Source organism: Paucibacter sp. B51 (assembly GCF_027863535.1).
Lineage (GTDB): Bacteria > Pseudomonadota > Gammaproteobacteria > Burkholderiales > Burkholderiaceae_C > Paucibacter_A > Paucibacter_A aquatilis.
In genome coordinates this window covers 4,262,093-4,279,879 of sequence record NZ_JAPIVN010000001.1, presented here as the reverse complement: position 1 = coordinate 4,279,879, position 17,787 = coordinate 4,262,093, and the positions used below count along the sequence as shown (strand labels likewise).

At 65.2% G+C, this 17,787-nt stretch carries 18 protein-coding genes; 15 read left to right on the top strand and 3 right to left on the bottom strand.

Going from position 1 to position 17,787, the window contains the following annotated elements; translation table 11 throughout:
- The first annotated feature begins 2 nt into the window (after window positions 1–2).
- Genes OOB33_RS18015 through OOB33_RS18000 form a run of 4 tightly spaced genes read left to right on the top strand, consistent with a single transcriptional unit; the run spans window position 3 to window position 3,624 of the window.
- Window positions 3–926 (top strand): branched-chain amino acid ABC transporter permease, encoded by a 924-nt coding sequence (locus OOB33_RS18015; protein ID WP_102766820.1) that lies wholly within the window; start codon window positions 3–5, stop codon window positions 924–926.
- A gap of 21 nt (window positions 927–947) precedes the next feature.
- Entirely contained in the window at window positions 948–2,033 is a 1,086-nt protein-coding gene (locus OOB33_RS18010) for an ABC transporter permease subunit (RefSeq protein WP_271009567.1), read from the top strand.
- 28 nt (window positions 2,034–2,061) lie between these two features.
- A complete protein-coding gene (locus tag OOB33_RS18005) occupies window positions 2,062–2,859 on the top strand; it encodes an ABC transporter ATP-binding protein (protein ID WP_271009670.1) in 798 nt (265 codons plus the stop codon).
- Window positions 2,860–2,898: 39 nt separating this feature from the next.
- Complete coding sequence (locus tag OOB33_RS18000; RefSeq protein WP_102766817.1) at window positions 2,899–3,624, top strand: ABC transporter ATP-binding protein; 726 nt, start codon at window positions 2,899–2,901, stop codon at window positions 3,622–3,624.
- A 127-nt stretch (window positions 3,625–3,751) separates the two neighbouring features.
- Here the strand turns inward: OOB33_RS18000 and OOB33_RS17995 are convergent, their stop codons facing one another.
- From OOB33_RS17995 to OOB33_RS17985, 3 genes are all read right to left on the bottom strand, one after another.
- A complete protein-coding gene (locus OOB33_RS17995; protein WP_271009669.1) occupies window positions 3,752–4,330 on the bottom strand; it encodes a hypothetical protein in 579 nt (192 codons plus the stop codon).
- 147 nt (window positions 4,331–4,477) lie between these two features.
- Window positions 4,478–5,482, bottom strand: a complete 1,005-nt coding sequence (locus OOB33_RS17990) for an HpcH/HpaI aldolase/citrate lyase family protein (protein WP_271009668.1) — start codon at window positions 5,480–5,482, stop codon at window positions 4,478–4,480.
- Between the two features lie 137 nt (window positions 5,483–5,619).
- Complete coding sequence (locus OOB33_RS17985) at window positions 5,620–6,606, bottom strand: malate dehydrogenase (protein WP_102766959.1); 987 nt, start codon at window positions 6,604–6,606, stop codon at window positions 5,620–5,622.
- Window positions 6,607–6,906: 300 nt separating this feature from the next.
- Here OOB33_RS17985 and OOB33_RS17980 point away from each other — a divergent pair, with 300 nt between their 5' ends.
- The 11 genes from OOB33_RS17980 (at window position 6,907) to OOB33_RS17930 (ending at window position 17,741) form a co-directional block, all read left to right on the top strand.
- Complete coding sequence (locus tag OOB33_RS17980) at window positions 6,907–7,767, top strand: GntR family transcriptional regulator (RefSeq protein ID WP_271009667.1); 861 nt, start codon at window positions 6,907–6,909, stop codon at window positions 7,765–7,767.
- Window positions 7,768–7,883: 116 nt separating this feature from the next.
- Window positions 7,884–8,324 carry a succinate dehydrogenase, cytochrome b556 subunit gene (gene sdhC, locus OOB33_RS17975; RefSeq protein ID WP_102766958.1) on the top strand — a complete coding sequence of 147 codons (441 nt, stop codon included), beginning with the start codon at window positions 7,884–7,886 and terminating at the stop codon, window positions 8,322–8,324.
- A 28-nt stretch (window positions 8,325–8,352) separates the two neighbouring features.
- On the top strand, window positions 8,353–8,712 hold the full coding sequence (gene sdhD / locus OOB33_RS17970) for a succinate dehydrogenase, hydrophobic membrane anchor protein (protein WP_102766957.1): 360 nt from the start codon (window positions 8,353–8,355) through the stop codon (window positions 8,710–8,712).
- A complete protein-coding gene (gene sdhA, locus OOB33_RS17965) occupies window positions 8,712–10,514 on the top strand; it encodes a succinate dehydrogenase flavoprotein subunit (protein WP_271009666.1) in 1,803 nt (600 codons plus the stop codon). Before sdhD ends, sdhA begins: the two co-directional genes overlap by 1 nt.
- A gap of 46 nt (window positions 10,515–10,560) precedes the next feature.
- The gene (locus OOB33_RS17960; protein ID WP_102766955.1) at window positions 10,561–11,265 is read left to right on the top strand and encodes a succinate dehydrogenase iron-sulfur subunit; all 705 of its coding nucleotides are present in this window, start codon (window positions 10,561–10,563) and stop codon (window positions 11,263–11,265) included.
- A 25-nt stretch (window positions 11,266–11,290) separates the two neighbouring features.
- Window positions 11,291–11,587 (top strand): FAD assembly factor SdhE, encoded by a 297-nt coding sequence (locus OOB33_RS17955; protein ID WP_102766954.1) that lies wholly within the window; start codon window positions 11,291–11,293, stop codon window positions 11,585–11,587.
- 31 nt (window positions 11,588–11,618) lie between these two features.
- Entirely contained in the window at window positions 11,619–12,929 is a 1,311-nt protein-coding gene (gene gltA / locus OOB33_RS17950) for a citrate synthase (protein ID WP_102766953.1), read from the top strand.
- Window positions 12,930–13,309: 380 nt separating this feature from the next.
- Window positions 13,310–14,353, top strand: coding sequence for a substrate-binding domain-containing protein (locus OOB33_RS17945; protein ID WP_102766952.1), 1,044 nt, complete (start codon window positions 13,310–13,312; stop codon window positions 14,351–14,353).
- Window positions 14,354–14,376: 23 nt separating this feature from the next.
- Window positions 14,377–15,300, top strand: coding sequence for a ribokinase (locus OOB33_RS17940; protein WP_271009665.1), 924 nt, complete (start codon window positions 14,377–14,379; stop codon window positions 15,298–15,300).
- A 64-nt stretch (window positions 15,301–15,364) separates the two neighbouring features.
- On the top strand, window positions 15,365–16,381 hold the full coding sequence (locus tag OOB33_RS17935) for a nucleoside hydrolase (RefSeq protein ID WP_271009664.1): 1,017 nt from the start codon (window positions 15,365–15,367) through the stop codon (window positions 16,379–16,381).
- A 43-nt stretch (window positions 16,382–16,424) separates the two neighbouring features.
- A complete protein-coding gene (locus OOB33_RS17930; protein WP_271009663.1) occupies window positions 16,425–17,741 on the top strand; it encodes a TRZ/ATZ family hydrolase in 1,317 nt (438 codons plus the stop codon).
- The last annotated feature ends 46 nt before the right edge of the window (window positions 17,742–17,787 follow it).

The window sequence follows — 17,787 nt, the reverse complement described above, 5'->3', positions numbered from 1 at the left end:
TCATGGAAACTTTTTTCCAGCAAATCATCAACGGGCTGGTGCTCGGGAGCATGTATGCGCTGGTGGCGCTGGGGTACACGATGGTGTACGGCATCATCAACCTGATCAATTTTGCGCACGGTGAGATTTTGATGGTGGGGGCGCTGGTGAGCTGGACGGTGATCAGCGCGCTGGCGGGCTCTGGGCTGCCGGGCTGGGCGCTGATGCTGATCGCGCTGGGCTGTGCGGTGCTGGTGTGCACGACGCTGAACTTTTTGGTGGAGAAGATTGCCTACCGGCCGCTGCGCAATGCGCCGCGCCTGGCGCCGCTGATCACGGCCATGGGCATGTCGCTGCTGCTGCAGACGCTGGCCATGATCATTTGGAAGCCCAATCCCAAGCCCTTCCCGCTGCTGCTGCCGACCACGCCGATCGATCTGGGCGGGCCGGTGATCACGGTGACGCAGTGTGTGATCCTGGGCGCCACGGTGATGATTCTGGCCACGCTGATGTGGCTGGTGAATCACACGAAGCTGGGCCGCGCGATGCGGGCCACGGCCGAGAACCCCAAGGTGGCGGGCCTGATGGGCGTGAAGCCGGACTTCATCATCTCGACCACCTTTGTGATCGGTGCGGCGCTGGCCGCGGTGGCCGGCCTGATGTGGGCGGCCAACTACGGCACGGTGCAACACACCATGGGCTTCATGCCGGGGCTGAAGGCCTTCACGGCGGCGGTGCTGGGTGGCATTGGCAACCTGGCCGGGGCCATGGTGGGCGGCGTGCTGCTGGGCCTGATCGAGGCCATCGGTGCGGGCTATCTGGGTGACCTGACCGGTGGCGTGCTGGGCAGCCACTATGCCGACATCTTTGCCTTCATTGCGCTGATCCTGGTGCTGACGCTGCGGCCCTCGGGCCTGCTGGGCGAGCGCGTGGCGGATCGGGCTTGAGGCCCCAAGGAGACACAGACCATGCAACAACAGAACAAACTCTTCGTCTTCCTGCTCTCGGCCCTGGGCCTGCTGGTGGTGCCGCTGATTGCGCAGCAGTTCGGCAACGGGCCGGTGCGCATCATTGACCTGGCGCTGCTGTACGTGATGCTGGCCCTGGGCCTGAACATCGTGGTGGGCTACGCCGGTCTGCTGGACCTGGGCTATGTGGCCTTCTACGCGGTGGGCGCCTACATGTTCGCGCTGCTGTCGAGCCCGCACCTGAGCGAGAACTTCGAGGCCTTCCGCATGGCCTTCCCCAACGGGCTGCACTCGCCGCTGTGGCTGGTGATCCCGCTGGCGGCGGGGCTGGCGGCCTTCTTCGGCGTCATGCTGGGCGCGCCCACGCTGAAGCTGCGGGGCGACTACCTGGCCATCGTGACCCTGGGCTTCGGTGAAATCATCCGCGTGTTCCTGAACAACCTGGAGTACCCGGTCAACATCACCAACGGCCCGCGCGGCATCGGCCAGATTGACTCCTTCCACTTCTTCGGCCTGGACCTGGGCAAGGGCACCGAGCTGTTCGGCTTCGCCATCCCCTCGGTGACGCTGTACTACTACCTCTTCCTGGTGCTGGTGGTGTTCAGTGTGCTGATCTGCTATCGCCTGGAGAACAGCCGCATCGGCCGCGCCTGGATGGCCATCCGTGAGGACGAGATCGCCGCCAAGGCCATGGGCATCAACACCCGCAACCTGAAGCTGCTGGCCTTCGGCATGGGCGCCACCTTCGGCGGGGTGTCGGGCTCCATGTTCGGCGCCTTCCAGGGCTTTGTGAGCCCCGAGTCCTTCAGCCTGCAAGAGAGCGTGATGATCGTGGCCATGGTGGTGCTGGGCGGCATCGGCCACATCCCTGGCGTGATCCTGGGCGCGCTGCTGCTGTCGGCCCTGCCCGAGGTGCTGCGCTACGCGGCCGGCCCGCTGCAGGAGATGACGGGCGGGCGTCTGGACGCCTCCATCCTGCGCCAGCTGCTGGTGGCCCTGGCCATGATCGGCATCATGCTGGTGCGTCCGCGCGGCCTGTGGCCGGCGCCCGAGCACGGCCGCGCCGCGCCGGTGCCGCAGAAGTGAACACCGGGTCTGCAAAGGAAAACAAGCCATGACAAGCAACAACAACAGCAACGCAGAGGTGGTGCTCAAAGTCGCCGGTGTGTCCAAGCGCTTCGGCGGCCTGCAAGCCCTCTCCGACGTGGGCATCCAGATCAACAAAGGCCAGGTCTACGGCCTGATCGGCCCCAACGGCGCGGGCAAGACCACCTTCTTCAACGTCATCACGGGCCTGTACACCCCGGACGGCGGCACGTTCGAGCTCGGCGGCAAGCCCTATGCCCCGACCGCCGTGCACGAAGTGGCCAAGACCGGCATCGCGCGCACCTTCCAGAACATCCGCCTCTTCGCTGAAATGACGGCGCTGGAGAACGTGATGGTGGGGCGCCATGTGCGCTCCGGCTCAGGCCTGATCGGCGCCATCTTCCGCACCCCCGGCTTCAAGGCCGAAGAAGCGGCGATTGCCAAGCGCGCCCAGGAACTGCTCGATTACGTGGGCATCGGCAAGTACGCCGAGTACAAGGCCCGCACGCTCAGCTACGGCGACCAGCGCCGGCTGGAGATCGCGCGCGCCCTGGCCACCGACCCCAAGCTGATCGCCCTGGACGAGCCCGCCGCCGGCATGAACGCCACCGAGAAGGTGGTGCTGCGCGAGCTGATCGACCGCATCCGCAAGGACGGCCGCACCATCCTCCTGATCGAACACGATGTGAAGCTGGTGATGGGTCTGTGCGACCGCGTCACGGTGCTGGACTACGGCAAGCAGATTGCCGAAGGCACGCCGTATGACGTGCAGCGCAATGAGAAAGTGATCGAAGCCTATCTGGGCGCCGGGCATGCAGCCCACTGATCGCGGCCCCAGGATCACCAGCAACAAGGCGACACCCACATGAACCCACAACAAGACATCCTGCTCGAAGTCAGCGGACTCAAGGTCGCCTACGGCGGCATCCAGGCCGTCAAAGGCGTGCACTTCGAAGTGCGCCAAGGCGAACTCGTCAGCCTGATCGGCGCCAACGGCGCGGGCAAGACCACCACGCTCAAGGCCGTGACCGGCCTGCAGCCGGTGGCCGACGGCGACGTGAAGTACCTGGGCCAGAGCATCAAGGGCCAAGGCCCCTGGGACCTGGTCAAGCAAGGCCTGGTCATGGTGCCGGAAGGGCGGGGCACCTTCACCCGCATGACCATCACCGAAAACCTGCAGATGGGCGCCTACCTGCGCAGCGACAAGGCCGGCATCGAGGCCGACATCGAGCGCATCTTCGGCATCTTCCCGCGCCTGAAGGAGCGCAGAGCCCAGCTCGCCGGCACCATGAGCGGCGGCGAGCAACAGATGCTGGCCATGGGCCGGGCGCTGATGGCCAAGCCGAAGGTGCTGCTGCTGGACGAGCCCAGCATGGGCCTGTCCCCCATCATGGTGGACAAGATCTTCGAAGTGGTGAACGACATCCACAAGCAAGGCGTGACGGTGCTGCTGGTGGAGCAAAACGCCAGCCGGGCGCTGCAGCTGGCCAACCGGGGCTATGTGATGGAGTCAGGCCTGGTGACGATGACGGGCGAGGGTCAGTCCTTGCTCAACGACCCCAAGGTGCGGGCGGCATATCTGGGGGAGTGAAGCGGGCGAGTGAGCTGAAAGGGAGGCGAGGACCTTTCGCCTCGACCCGGGACCCGGCCACAAAAAAAGGAGACCTTGCGGTCTCCTTTTTTGTTGGGGCCTGCGGAACAGGCCGTGTGAGCGATCCTTACTTGACGCGCTTCTTGGCGCTGGCCTTGACCACCGGGGCGGGTGGCGGGGTCTGCGGCTCGCTCGGGGTGATGCCGATGCCGCCTTCGGTCAGGGGCTCGTTCACCTGGGCCATCGCCACTTGCTCGGCATGCTGGCAGCCATCCACCAGGCGCTGGCCGATGCGGGTGTTCATCAGCATGGACTTGGCCGGGATCTGCAGCCAGACCACGCCGGCCTGCTTGTCTTCCAGGCGCACGGCGCCGGTGGTGGTGGGCTCGGGCGCCATGTTGTAGACGGCTTGGCCGAACTGCAGGCGGAAGCGGCCGGGCTTCTCGGGATGCGGTGTCACCGAGACCTTGTGCTTGAACTCGCAGCTGGCTTCGCCGGCGTGCACCTGCGGGGCCACGGCCATTTGCTCTTCGCTCAGCGGGCTGTTGTCCTCGACGGCTGCCACCGGCGCGGGCGCGGCCGGCTTGATCTTGGCGGCCAGGCGGTTGCGCGGCTTGGCGCTTTCAACGGCGGCGGACCAGGCCGAGCTGCTCAGCAGGGCCAGCGCGCAGGCCAACACGGTGGATTTCAAAGGGGTGTGAATCATGGAGGGGTTCTCAAGCAGGAGGGATGTGCGCCGCAGCGCTGGCATCTGAATGGCACTATTGTCGCTCCGTGATTCGTGCCCCAGGGTAATCGTTTGCCAGCAATTGCAAGCGGCCGTTGCGCGCAGCGCACTCCAGCGAATGATGGATCAGTCGCCGCTGAAATAGGCCAGGCGGGCTTCCGCAGGCAGGGGCTGGCCGGTCGCGTGGGCGCGTTCCAGCAGGTGCCAGAAGAAGCGGTAGCTGGCGCGGTCGTGCAGCACATCGCGATGCTGGATCGGCGCCCACTGGGCGGCTTGTGCGGCCTGGATGATTTCCAGTGCCTCATCCACCTCGGCGACGCTGGGGGCGAAGGCGTCCAGGATGGCTTGAATCTGATTCGGGTGGATGCTCCACATGCGGGTGTAGCCAAACTCGCGTGCCGCGCGGGTGGCGGCCGCTTGCAGGGCGGCGCTGTTCTTGAATTCGGTCACCACACAGTGCGAGGGCGTCTTGGCATGGGCGTGGGCTGCCGCTGAGATTTCCAGTTTGGCGCGGGCGATCAGCGGGTGGCTGAACTGACCCTCAGCCGTCAGCGCATGGCGCGGGATGGCGCCGCGGTGGGCGGAGACGAAATCCATCAGGCCGAAAGACAGGGACTCGATGCGCGGGTGGGCGGCGATCTGCATCACATCGCGCAGGGCGCCGTGGGTTTCGATCAAGGTGTGCAGGGGCAGGGGCTTTTTGGTGCCGTGGTGTTGCAGGCGCTCGTCGATGAAGGCGCAGGCGCGCGCCAGCTCCTCGGCGCTGCACGGCTTGGGGATCATCAGAAAGGCCAGGCGCTCGCCGGCCCCGGCGATCAAGCCGTCGACATCGGCCTCGAAGCTCGGGTGATCGAAAGGATGGACCCGTGCGCCGACGCGGCCGTGCCGGTTGTGCGCGCTCTGCAGCAGCTCCGTGACCAGCTGCACATGCTCGGCCTCGCCGCCGATGGGGGCGCCGTCTTCGCAGTCCAGGGTGATGTCAAACACCGGGCCCATCTCGGCCTGCAACTCCAGGCTCTTGCGCATGCGGACTTCAACGCCGCAGTAGTGGTCGACCACGGGCAGCACGGTGGCGGCATCACCGTCTTCGAACAAGGCCAGTTTGGGGTGCAGGGCGGGCAAGGAGCTCATGGTGCAGGCAGGCGGAAGAAGATTGTGGGCACGGGCGGGGCGGACCTGAAAACAAATCGGGCCGGCATGGATGCCATGCCGGCCCGATTTTCAACGCGTTTGCAGCGCCCGCCACCGAGGCGCGGGCGCTGACTGCATCACAGCAGGTGCTTGACGCCGTCTTGTTCGCCTTGCAGTTCGGCCAAGGTGATGTTGATGCGCTCTTGCGAGAAGGCATCGATCTCCAGTCCTTCGACGATCTTGTACTCGCCGCCAGCGGTGGTCACCGGGAAGCCGAACACGACGCCAGCGGGGATGCCGTATTCGCCGTTCGAAGGCACGCCCATGGTCACCCATTCGCCGTTCGAGCCCAGGGCCCAGTCGCGCATGTGGTCGATGGCGGCGTTGGCGGCCGAGGCGGCCGAGGACAGGCCGCGAGCGGCAATGATGGCGGCGCCGCGCTTGCCCACGGTGGGCAGGAAGGTGTCAGCGTTCCAGACCTGGTCATTGACCAAATCCTTGATCGACTGGCCGTTGGTGGTGGCGAAGCGGTAGTCGGCGTACATCGTCGGCGAGTGGTTGCCCCAGACGGTCAGCTTCTTGATGTCACCGACTTTGGTGCCGGTCTTGGCAGCCAGTTGCGAGGCTGCGCGGTTGTGATCCAGGCGCAGCATGGCGGTGAAGTTCTTGGCCGGCAGGTCCGGGGCCGACTTCATGGCGATGTAGGCGTTGGTGTTGGCTGGGTTGCCGACCACCAGCACTTTGACATTGCGCGAGGCGACGGCGTTCAGGGCCTTGCCTTGGGCGGTGAAGATCTGGGCGTTGGCGGCCAGCAGGTCGGCGCGCTCCATGCCGGGGCCGCGGGGGCGGGCGCCAACCAGCAGGGCGTAGTCGGTGTCCTTGAAGGCTTGCAGCGGGTCGCTGTGGGCTTCAACGCCAGCCAGCAGCGGGAAGGCGCAGTCTTCCAGCTCCATGATCACGCCCTTCAGTGCGTTCTGGGCCTTTTCGTCGGGGATCTCCAGCAATTGCAGGATGACGGGCTGGTCCTTGCCCAGCATTTCGCCAGAGGCAATGCGAAACAGCAGGGCATAGCCAATTTGGCCGGCAGCGCCGGTGACGGCAACGCGAACGGGGGTCTTGCTCATGGAGTGGCTCCGAAGGTTTGAATGAGAAAGGAATCGATCGGTACGACAGCGTGTTCGGCTTGGCCGGTCCGGGCGCCGCAGGGCTGCGAGGCACGGGGGGGGCGCAAGAAGTGCGCGGCAAGTGTAGGCCAGTCCTCGGGCAATCCCCTAGTCCCAGCGGCGCCCGCCGTTCAAATGCTGCTGCGAATTTGTGCAATTATGGCGAAAATCTGACAGTCTTCTGTCTTATATAAGACTGGAGTGCTGGGTCATGGCCTTGGCGATGGACTTTTGCGCGGCGCTTGTGCTGCAATGCCGCCCATGCCGAATCTGCCACCCTCGTCGCTGCCGAGAACAGCGCCCGCCGCCGCCGAGCGTTCGGGCGCGGTGCAGCCTGCGGCATCGGCAGTGTCCGGTGCCGTGACGAGCGCTTCGGCCTCCTTGCTCTCCAGCACTTCGTCCGCCGAGAGCCCGTCCTTCAGCCCGCTGTACCGCCAGATCAAGGGGCTGATCATTGCCCGCTTGCAGGTAGGGGAGTGGAAGGCCGGGGAGGCCATCCCCAGCGAGCTGGAGTTGGCCGCGCGCTTTGGCGTCAGCCAGGGCACGGTGCGCAAGGCGATCGATGAGATGTCGGCTGAGAACCTGCTGGTGCGTCGCCAGGGCAAGGGCACGTTTGTGGCCACCCATGCCGAGCAGAAGCAGCAGTACCGTTTTTTGCGCCTGATGCCGGACGAGGGCAGTGAGTCACTCGGCCGGCAGTTGCTGGATTGCCGCCGCCTGCGTGCGCCCGCCGCGATCGCGCGGCAACTGCAGCTGCGCACCGGCGACCCCATGGTCGAAGTGCGCCGCCTGCTGCACAGCAAGGGCGCGCCCGTGGTGTTGGATGACATCTGGCTGCCGGGGCAGTTGTTCAAGGGCTTGAGCACCGAGCTGCTGAATCAGCATCGCGGCCCGTTTTACGGGCTTTTCGAGGCGGAGTTCGGGGTTCACATGATTCGCGCTCAGGAGAAGATCCGAGCCGTGGCGGCCGATGCTGAAACGGCGGCCTTGTTGCAGGTGGAGGTCGGAGCGCCGCTGCTCAGCGTCGAGCGCCTGTCATTCACCTATGGGGATAAACCGGTAGAGTTGCGCCGCGGGCTCTACAACACCGCTTCGCACTTCTACCGCAATGAGCTGAACTGAGTCTTGCAGCACCGAATAGCCACCTGCTGCGTTGTGTTCGGCGCACGGGTTTCACAGGCTGCTGTGCTGCATTGCAATAAACTCCCGTGGTTTCACGTTGATTACAAAGGTTGGGTATGACAGACGCCACCAATTCAAAAGCAAAAAATCGACCGGTCTATCGCAATATCCATGTGACCGAGATCATTTCCTACCGTCTGCCGCCTGCCGGCATCGTGTCCATCCTGCACCGCATCAGCGGCTTGCTGATGTTCCTGCTGCTGCCCTTCATCATCTGGATGTTTGACACCAGCGTCAGCTCGGAAATCTCCTACGAGAGCTTCACCAACGCCTTCGTCGCCGGCATCGGCTTTGTGCCTGCCTGGTTCGTCAAGCTGACCGTGCTGGGCCTGATCTGGGGCTATCTGCACCACTTCATCGCTGGCGTGCGCCACCTGTGGATGGACGCCACCCACAGCGTGAGCAAAGAGCAAGGTCACAGCTCGGCCGTCATCACCCTGGCCTTGAGCGTGCTGCTGACCCTGCTGCTGGGCGCCAAGCTGTTCGGCCTGTACTGATCGGCCCTCGAGAAAGAAGAGACAAACAATGAGTACTTTTGGCTCCAAACGCATCGTTGTCGGTGCGCACTATGGTTTGCGTGACTGGCTGGCGCAGCGCGTCACCGCCGTTCTGATGGCCTTGTTCACCGTGGCTTTGCTGGTGCAGGTGCTGCTGCCGGGCCCGCTGGGCTATGACCGCTGGGCGGGCATCTTCTCGCAGCAGTGGATGAAGGTGCTGACCTTTGTGTTGATCATTTCGCTGGCCTACCACGCGTGGGTCGGTGTTCGGGATATCTGGATGGACTATGTGAAGTCGGTCGCCCTGCGCCTGACTCTGCAGGTGTTCACGCTGGTGTGGTTGGTGGGTTGCGCCGGCTGGGCGATCCAAGTGCTGTGGAGACTGTGATGACGGTGGCGAACAACAAGGCAATTCCTAAGCGCAAGTTTGATGTGGTCATCGTCGGAGCCGGTGGCTCGGGCATGCGCGCATCCTTGCAGCTCTCTCTGGCCGGCTTGAATGTGGCCGTCCTGTCCAAGGTCTTCCCGACTCGCTCGCATACCGTGGCCGCTCAAGGCGGCGTCAGCGCCTCGCTGGGCAATATGAGCGAGGACAACTGGCACTATCACTTCTTCGACACCGTCAAGGGTTCGGACTGGCTGGGTGACCAGGACGCCATCGAGTTCATGTGCCGCGAAGCGCCCAAGGTCGTGTACGAGTTGGAACACTTCGGCATGCCCTTCGATCGCAATGCCGACGGCACCATCTACCAGCGCCCCTTCGGTGGCCACACCGCCAACTACGGCGAGAAGCCGGTGCAACGCGCCTGTGCCGCGGCTGACCGTACTGGTCACGCCATGCTGCACACCCTGTACCAGCAGAACGTCAAGGCCAAGACTCAGTTCTTCGTCGAGTGGATGGCCCTGGACCTGATCAAGGACGCCGAAGGCGATGTGGTCGGTGTGACCGCGCTGGAAATGGAAACCGGCGAGCTGCACATCCTGGAAGCCAAGACCGTGCTGCTGGCCACCGGCGGCGCGGGTCGCATCTTCGCTGCCTCGACCAATGCCTTCATCAACACCGGTGACGGCCTGGGCATGGCGGCGCGCGCCGGCATTCCGCTGGAAGACATGGAGTTCTGGCAGTTCCACCCGACCGGCGTGGCCGGCGCGGGCGTGCTGCTGACCGAGGGCTGCCGTGGCGAAGGCGCGATCCTGCGCAACTGCAATGGTGAGCGCTTCATGGAGCGCTATGCGCCGACGCTGAAGGACCTGGCGCCGCGCGACTTCGTGTCCCGCTGCATGGACCAGGAGATCAAGGAAGGTCGCGGCTGCGGTCCCAACAAGGACTACATCCAGCTGGACATGACCCACCTGGGCGCCGAGACCATCATGAAGCGCCTGCCTTCGGTGTTCGAGATTGGCCACAACTTCGCCAACGTCGACATCACCAAGGAACCGATCCCTGTGGTGCCGACCATCCACTACCAGATGGGTGGCATCCCGACCAATATCTACGGTCAGGTCGTGGCGCCCAAGGATGGCAACCCGAATGCCGTGGTCAACGGCCTCTACGCCGTGGGCGAGTGCGCTTGCGTGAGCGTGCACGGCGCCAACCGCCTGGGCACCAACTCGCTGCTGGATCTGCTGGTCTTCGGCCGCGCCGCCGGCAATCACATCGTCGAGTCGGGCCTGAAGCAAAAGCTGCACAAGCCGCTGCCGGCCGATGCGGGTGCGCAATCGGTCGCCCGTCTGGAGCGTCTGGACAACAGCACCTCCGGCGAATACGCCCAGGATGTGGCCAACGATCTGCGCGCCGCCATGCAGCTGCACGCCGGCGTGTTCCGCACCCAGGAGTCGCTGAATGCCGGCGTGGGCAAGATCGCCGAGATCGCCGCCCGGGTGAAGAACATCACCTTGAAGGACAAGTCCAAGGTCTTCAACACCGCCCGCATCGAGGCGCTGGAAGTCGAGAACCTGATCGAGGCGGCGCAAGCCACCATCGTGTCGGCAGCAGCCCGCACCGAGAGCCGTGGCGCCCACACGGTCAATGACTACGGCGACACGCCTGAGCATCCGAACGGCCGCAACGACGCCGAGTGGATGAAGCACACGCTGTGGTATTCGGAAGGCAACCGCCTGGACTACAAGCCGGTCAATCTGAAGCCGCTGACGGTCGAGTCGATCCCCCCGAAGGTTCGCACCTTCTGATCGAACCCGCACCGACACACTGCGACCCGAATATCAAGGACACCCCATGACCAAGCGTACCTTCCAGATCTACCGCTACGACCCGGACAAGGATGCCAAGCCGTATATGCAGACCCTCGAGGTCGAGCTGGACGGCTCCGAGCGCATGCTGCTCGACGCACTGATGAAGCTCAAGCAACTGGATCCGACCCTGAGCTTCCGCCGCTCCTGCCGCGAAGGCGTGTGCGGCTCGGATGCCATGAACATCAACGGCAAGAACGGTCTGGCCTGCCTGACCAATATGCGCACCTTGCCGGGAGTTGTGGTGCTCAAGCCTCTGCCGGGCCTGCCGGTGGTGCGAGACCTGATCGTCGACATGACGCAGTTCTTCAAGCAGTACAACTCGATCAAGCCCTTCCTGATCAACGACACGCCGCTGCCCGACAAGGAGCGTCTGCAGTTCCCGGAAGAGCGCGACGAGCTGAACGGTCTGTACGAGTGCATCTTGTGCGCCAGCTGCTCGACCAGCTGCCCCAGCTTCTGGTGGAACCCCGACAAGTTCGTCGGCCCTGCCGGTCTGCTGCAAGCCTATCGCTTCATCGCCGACAGCCGCGACCAGGCCACGGCCGAGCGCCTGGACAATCTGGAAGATCCGTACCGGCTCTTCCGCTGCCACACCATCATGAATTGCGTCGATGTCTGCCCCAAGGGTCTGAACCCCACCAAGGCCATCGGCAAGATCAAGGAAATGATGGTGCGCCGCGCCGTCTGAGGACGCAGCAGCACCAGCCCTGGCCATGAGCACCCAAGCTGCCATCACTCCCGCTGCAGACGCGCTGATCGACGAGCGCGCCCTGTCCAAGCTGCGCTGGCGTTGCCGGCGCGGCCTGTTGGAGAACGATCTCCTGATCGAGCGTTTCTTCAACAAGCATGCGGACACGCTGACCGAATCGCAGGCGCAAGGACTGCGGGAGTTGATGGATCTGTCCGATAACGATCTGTTGGACTTGCTGCTGTGCCGCAAGGAGCCGCAAGGCGACTTGCAGCGCCCCGATGTTGAAGAAGTCCTGAGCCTCATCAGGACCGCCCCATAAAAGTTTCCCCAAGAAGTCAAAGGACCTGCTCATGACACCGTCTGACGTCAAAGCCACCCTGTCGTTCTCCGACGGCAGCCCGCAAATGGACCTGCCCATCTACAAGGGTTCGGTCGGCCCGGATGTGATCGACATCCGCAAGCTGTACGCGCAGACGGGCAAGTTCACCTACGACCCGGGCTTCCTGTCCACGGCTTCGTGCAACTCCACCATCACCTACATCGACGGTGACAAGGGCGAGCTGCTGTACCGCGGCTACCCGATCGAGCAACTGGCCGTCAACTGCGACTACCTCGAAACCTGCTACCTGCTGCTCTACGGAGAGCTGCCGAACGAGACGCAGAAGGCCGAGTTCGAGAACCGCGTCATGCACCACACCATGGTGAATGAGCAGATGCAGTTCTTCCTGCGTGGCTTCCGCCGCGACGCGCACCCCATGGCCGTGATGACCGGTCTGGTGGGCGCCATGTCGGCCTTCTACCACGACAGCACCGACATCAATAACCCCGAGCATCGTGAGATCGCGGCCATCCGCCTGATCGCCAAGATGCCGACCCTGGTGGCGATGGCCTACAAGTACACCATCGGCCAGCCCTACATCTACCCGAAGAACGACCTCAGCTACGCCGGCAACTTCATGCGCATGATGTTTGCCACGCCGTGCGAGGAGTACAAGCCCAATGACGTGCTGGTGCGCGCCATGGACCGCATCTTCACCCTGCACGCCGACCACGAGCAAAACGCCTCGACCTCGACCGTTCGCCTGTGCGGCTCTTCGGGCACCAACCCCTTCGCAGCCATCGCCGCTGGTGTGGCCTGCCTGTGGGGCCCCGCTCACGGCGGCGCCAACGAGGCCTGCCTGAACATGCTGGGTGACATCCAGAAGCAGGGCGGCGTCGACAAGATCGGCGAGTTCATCAAGCAGGTCAAGGACAAGAACTCCGGCGTCAAGCTGATGGGCTTCGGTCACCGCGTCTACAAGAACTACGACCCGCGTGCCAAGCTGATGCGCGAGACCTGCTACGAGGTGCTGGGCGAGCTGGGCCTGCAGGACGATCCGCTGTTCGAACTGGCCATGAAGCTGGAAAAGATTGCGCTGGAAGACGAGTACTTCGTCGCCCGCAAGCTCTACCCGAACGTCGACTTCTACTCGGGCATCGTGCAGCGAGCCATCGGCATCCCGGTGCCGCTGTTCACCGCCATCTTCGCCCTGGCCCGCACGGTGGGCTGGATCGCCCAGCTGAACGAGATGATCGGCGACCCGGAGTACAAGATCGGCCGTCCGCGCCAGCTCTTCGTCGGCGCCACCTCGCGCAACGTCAAGCCCATCGGCGAGCGTTGATCGCTCCGGGTTGATCCCGGTCTGAGGGCCTGCGCAGGCAGGCCACAATGCAGCCCCCGCGCGTCCTTGGACCGCCGGGGCTGTTCTTTTTGGGTGCACGCCGGGGAGCTGCACGCACCGTCCGGCTTCCTCGCGGGCCTGGATGCGCCAGCCTGGTTCATGCCTGCTCGGTTTTTGGGCATCCAAGCCCTGCTTTGCGCAAATTCCCAATTTGCATGTGCGCAGAACGCGCCTTGCATCGGCTATGCTTCGGCCTGGTTGGCAAACGTTTGCCAACCTCAATAAATCACATCAAAACAAGGCAGAGAGGGCCCGTCCGACGGCACGCATGCGCGCCGGCGAGAGTTCTCCACCAGCGAGACCGTGCGAGTGTTGATCCTGTGAGCACCATCAAAGATGTCGCAGCCCTGGCCGGGGTGTCCTTCACCACCGTGTCCCATGTGCTGAACGAGACCCGGCCGGTCAGTGCCGATGCCCGCCGCCGTGTCCTGGCCGCGGTCGAGGAAATCGGCTACCTGCCCAGCGCGGTGGCGCGCTCGCTGCGCAAGAGCGAGACCAAGATCGTGGGGGTGCTGGTGCCCAATGTGCAGAACCCCTTCTTTGCCGAACTGGTCTGCGGTGTGGAAGAGAGCTGCCGCCTGGCCGGCTACTCGGTGTTCCTGTGCAACTCGGACAACGACCCCAAGCGCCAGCAGCAGTACATGCGCACCCTGCTGGAAAAGCGAGTCGATGGTTTGCTGCTGTCCTCCGCCGGTGACGACGAAGCCCTGGCCCGCATCTTCAAGCTGGCCAGCGTGCCCTCGGTGACCGTCGACCGCCTGGTCCCGGGCGCGCGCGCCGACCGGGTGTCGGTGCACAACCAGCAGGGCGCCTACAACGCCGTGCGTCATTTGATCGAACTGGGCCACCGCCGTGTGGCCTGCATCAGCGGCCCGGCCGAGTTCGAGGTGGCCCGTGAGCGCATCGAAGGCTGGCGCCGCGCCCTGCAGGAAGCCGGCATCAGCCCGGACGCCTCCTGGGTGATCGAGAGCGATTTCAGCAGCCCCGGGGGTTACGACGCCGCACGGCGCCTGCTGATGGCCCAGGCTAAGCCTGAGCACGGCGCCGCGGCGCCGTTCACCGGCATCTTCGCCAGCAACGACATGATGGCCATCGGCGCCCTGCGCGCCGCGGCCGAGCTCGGCCTGCGCGTGCCGCAGCAGCTCTCGGTGGTGGGCTTCGATGACATCGAGCTCAGCCGCTATGTCTTCCCGGCCCTGACCTCGGTGGGTTGCTCCATCAAAGAGCTGGGCCATGAAGCCGGTCGGGTGCTGATCGAGCGCATCGAGAACCCGGGCGCCGCCCTGAAAGATGTGTTGTTGACCCCGCGCCTGGTTGTGCGCGAGAGCACGGCCGCCCCCGACGCGGCGCTGCTCGCCCCCTGACTTTGAATTCGGTAGAACCCAAGATGACAGCAGCACGCAGCGTGACCGTGGTCGGCAGCCTCAACATCGACATGCTGGCGCATTCCGAGCGCTTGCCCGAGCCGGGCGAGACCCTGGTCGGCCAGCGTTTCTTCATGACCCCCGGCGGCAAGGGCGCCAACCAGGCTGTGGCCGCCGCCCGCCTGGGCGCCCACACGGTGTTTTTGTCACGCGTTGGCACCCGCCAGTACGGCAGCGATTTGCTGCAGGCGCTGGAAGGCGAGGGCATCGATTGCCGCGCCGTGCATCGCGACCCGCAGGCCCTGCCCGGCATCGCCGTCATCATGGTGGCCAGCCGCGATGGCGAGAACTCCATCGTCTACGTGCCCGGCAGCAATGCCCAGCTGAGCGCCGCCGATGTGCAGGCGGCCCGCGCTCAGTTGCAAGCCAGCGCCGTGGTGGTGGCTCAGCTGGAGGTGCCGGTGCCGGCCATTCAGGCGGCCTTCGAGATCGCACGCGCAGCCGGTGCGGTCACTGTGCTCAATGCCGCCCCGGCCCTGGCCGTGCCGGCCGAACTGCTGGCCCTCAGCGACTGGCTGGTGGTCAACGAAACCGAGGCGCTGCTGATGGCGGGTGGCGAGGCTTCGATGGAGGTCTCCGCGGCGGCGGAATGCCTGCGTGCACGTGGCCCCGCCCAGGTGCTGGTCTCTCTGGGGGCCAAGGGTGCCTTGCTGTGCAATGCCGAGGGCCAGGTCTTGCTGCCGGCCCAAGCGGTCAAGGCGGTCGAGACGGTGGGCGCGGGAGACACCCTGGTGGGTGGCTTGGCCGCCGCCCTGGCCGAAGGGCAGGGCGCGCAAGCGGCCGTTCGCCTCGGGCAGGCCGCTGCCGCGCTGGCGGTCAGCCGCCCCGGGGTGCAAGATGCGATGCCGCGCCGCGCCGAGCTCGGCGCCGCATTTGCGCCGCGCTGAACGAATCAATGATGAAGGAGAAGCGCTTGGCTTCTCCGCGTGAGTTTTTGGAAGCAGTACCGTCATGACTGATCTCTCGCACCGCCCCCGCTCGGTGATTTTCGACACCGACCCCGGCATTGACGATGCCATGGCGCTGTTCCTGCTGGCCCGCCATCCAGCGCTCAAGCTGCGTGCCGTGACTTCGGTCTTCGGCAATGCCTCGATCGAGGTGACCACGCGCAATGCGCGCGCGCTCTGCGCCTTTTACGGCCAGCCGGTGCCCGTCGCCGCCGGTGCTGCCGGCCCTTTGTTCGCGCATGCCGCGCGGCCGCATTCCACCCATGTCCATGGCGAAGACGGCCTGGGCGGCCGTGCCGAACTGGCCTTGGCCGAGCAAGACCTGGCCCCGCTGGACCCGCGCCCCGCGCATGAGCTGATCTGCGATATGGTCAATGCCGAGCCGGGCGAGATCACCTTGATCGCTGTCGGCCCCATGACCAATCTGGCCCTGGCCCTGCAGCATGACCCCGGCATCGCCGCCAAGGTGGCCCAGGTCATCATCATGGGCGGTGCTTTTGGCACCCACGGCCACAGTGGCAACGTCACGCCTGTGGCCGAAGCCAACATCATCAACGACCCCGAGGCGGCCGATCAGGTGCTGGCCGCGCCCTGGCCGGTGGTGGTGGTGGGTCTGGACGTGACCCATGCGGTGGTGATGCGGGAGCCTTATCTCGATGGCCTGCGCGGCCGGGGCGGGCAGGGCGCTGCGGTGGCTGAGTTCCTCTGGCAGGCCACCCGCCATTACCAGGACTTCTATCACAGCGTGGCCGGCATCGAGGGCATCTACGGCCACGACGCCAGCGCGATTGCCTATGCCATCGACCCCAGCCTGTTCACCCTGCGCGCCGGCCCGGTGCGGGTGGTGACCGATGGTCTGGCCGTGGGCCAGACCATCCAGAACACCCGGCCCGCGGCCAGCCTGACGGCGCCCTGGGACCAGAGCCCTGCGCAGCAGGTCTGCGTGGCCGTCGATGGCCCGCGACTTCTGGCGCTTTTTGAGCAGGTGTTTGACCCATCGTTCGATCGCCCGGCCGCCTAAAGTCTGGCCCCATCCACCCCCTTCATCCCCGGAGTTCCCGACCATGAGCACGACGACGATTCTGAAAGCCCGCTGGCTGCTGACCATGACCCCCGGCAGCGAGGTGCTGAACGAGCACGCCCTGGTCATGCAGGGCGAGCGCATCGCCGCCATCTTGCCCTGGACCGAGGCCGAGGCGCAGTTCCCCGATGCGGAGCGCGTGGAGCTCGGCCAGCATGTGCTGATCCCCGGCCTGATCAACGGCCACACCCACTCGGCCATGTCCCTGCTGCGCGGCGTGGCCGACGATGTGCCGCTGATGGACTGGCTCAACAACCACATCTGGCCGCTGGAGAAGAAGTGGGTCAGCGAGGACTGGACCTACCAGGGCAGCCTGCTCTCGGCCGCCGAAGCCTTGCGCGGTGGCGTCACCTACCTCAATGACATGTATTTCTTCCCCACCGCCATGGCCCGCGCCGCGGTGGATTCGGGCATCCGCGCCGGCGTGTCCATCAATGTGATCGACTTCCCCACCGGCTATGCCTCCGGCCCGGATGACTACATCGCCAAGGGCGTGGCTGCCTACGAGCAGTTCAAGGGCGAGGCCTTGCTGGACTGGACCAGCGCGCCGCACGCGCCCTACACCGTGTCGGACGAGACCTTCGTCAAGCTGCGCGAGCTGTCCGAGCGCTTGGACATCCAGATGCACTGCCACATCCACGAAACCGAAGATGAGGTGCAAGGCAGCCTGAAGCAGTACGGCATGCGCCCGCTGGAGCGCCTGAACAAGCTGGGCGTGCTGAACAGCAAGATGATGGCCGTGCACATGGTGCACCTGAACGAGGACGAAATCGCCATGCTGGCCCGCCAGGGCGTGCACTTGGTGCACAACCCCAACTCCAACCTCAAGCTGGCCTCGGGCGTGGCGCCCATCACGGCCCTGGAGGCCGCCGGCGTCAACACCATCCTCGGCACCGATGGCGCGGCCTCCAACAACCGCCAGGACATGTTCGGTGAGATCCGCGCGGCCGCCTTGCTGGCCAAGGGCACGACGCAAAACAGCACCACCGTCTCGGCCCGCACGGCGCTGGAAATGGCCACCATCCGCGCCGCCAAGGCCATGGGCCGCGAGGCTGATCTGGGCTCGCTGGAAGTGGGCAAGCTGGCCGATGTGGTGGCCGTCTCGCTCGACGCGCTGGAATGCCGCCCGGTCTACCACGCCGACGCGCAGCTGGTGTACGTGGCCGGCCGCGAGCATGTCTCCGACGTCTGGGTCGGCGGTCGCCGCGTGCTCAAGGGCCGAGAGCTGACCACTCTGGATCAAGGCGCGCTGCTGGACCGCGTGGACGCCATCGTCCATGCCATGAAGACCGAGCGCTGAAGCGCGGGAAAGCTGAATCGCGGGAAAGCTGAAGCAATGAGGGGCC

Bases quoted from the DNA above. Each gene is read 5' to 3' on its own strand.
- OOB33_RS17955 (WP_102766954.1), top strand. From the start codon at position 11,291: ATGAGCACCCAAGCTGCCATCACTCCCGCTGCAGACGCGCTGATCGAC.
- OOB33_RS18000 (WP_102766817.1), top strand. From the start codon at position 2,899: ATGAACCCACAACAAGACATCCTGCTCGAAGTCAGCGGACTCAAGGTC.
- sdhA (WP_271009666.1), top strand. From the start codon at position 8,712: ATGACGGTGGCGAACAACAAGGCAATTCCTAAGCGCAAGTTTGATGTG.
- OOB33_RS17985 (WP_102766959.1), bottom strand. From the start codon at position 6,606: ATGAGCAAGACCCCCGTTCGCGTTGCCGTCACCGGCGCTGCCGGCCAA.
- OOB33_RS17935 (WP_271009664.1), top strand. From the start codon at position 15,365: ATGACTGATCTCTCGCACCGCCCCCGCTCGGTGATTTTCGACACCGAC.
- OOB33_RS17960 (WP_102766955.1), top strand. From the start codon at position 10,561: ATGACCAAGCGTACCTTCCAGATCTACCGCTACGACCCGGACAAGGAT.
- OOB33_RS17940 (WP_271009665.1), top strand. From the start codon at position 14,377: ATGACAGCAGCACGCAGCGTGACCGTGGTCGGCAGCCTCAACATCGAC.
- sdhD (WP_102766957.1), top strand. From the start codon at position 8,353: ATGAGTACTTTTGGCTCCAAACGCATCGTTGTCGGTGCGCACTATGGT.
- OOB33_RS17990 (WP_271009668.1), bottom strand. From the start codon at position 5,482: ATGAGCTCCTTGCCCGCCCTGCACCCCAAACTGGCCTTGTTCGAAGAC.
- OOB33_RS18005 (WP_271009670.1), top strand. From the start codon at position 2,062: ATGACAAGCAACAACAACAGCAACGCAGAGGTGGTGCTCAAAGTCGCC.
- OOB33_RS17995 (WP_271009669.1), bottom strand. From the start codon at position 4,330: ATGATTCACACCCCTTTGAAATCCACCGTGTTGGCCTGCGCGCTGGCC.
- OOB33_RS17980 (WP_271009667.1), top strand. From the start codon at position 6,907: ATGCCGAATCTGCCACCCTCGTCGCTGCCGAGAACAGCGCCCGCCGCC.
- OOB33_RS18015 (WP_102766820.1), top strand. From the start codon at position 3: ATGGAAACTTTTTTCCAGCAAATCATCAACGGGCTGGTGCTCGGGAGC.
- OOB33_RS18010 (WP_271009567.1), top strand. From the start codon at position 948: ATGCAACAACAGAACAAACTCTTCGTCTTCCTGCTCTCGGCCCTGGGC.
- OOB33_RS17930 (WP_271009663.1), top strand. From the start codon at position 16,425: ATGAGCACGACGACGATTCTGAAAGCCCGCTGGCTGCTGACCATGACC.
- sdhC (WP_102766958.1), top strand. From the start codon at position 7,884: ATGACAGACGCCACCAATTCAAAAGCAAAAAATCGACCGGTCTATCGC.
- gltA (WP_102766953.1), top strand. From the start codon at position 11,619: ATGACACCGTCTGACGTCAAAGCCACCCTGTCGTTCTCCGACGGCAGC.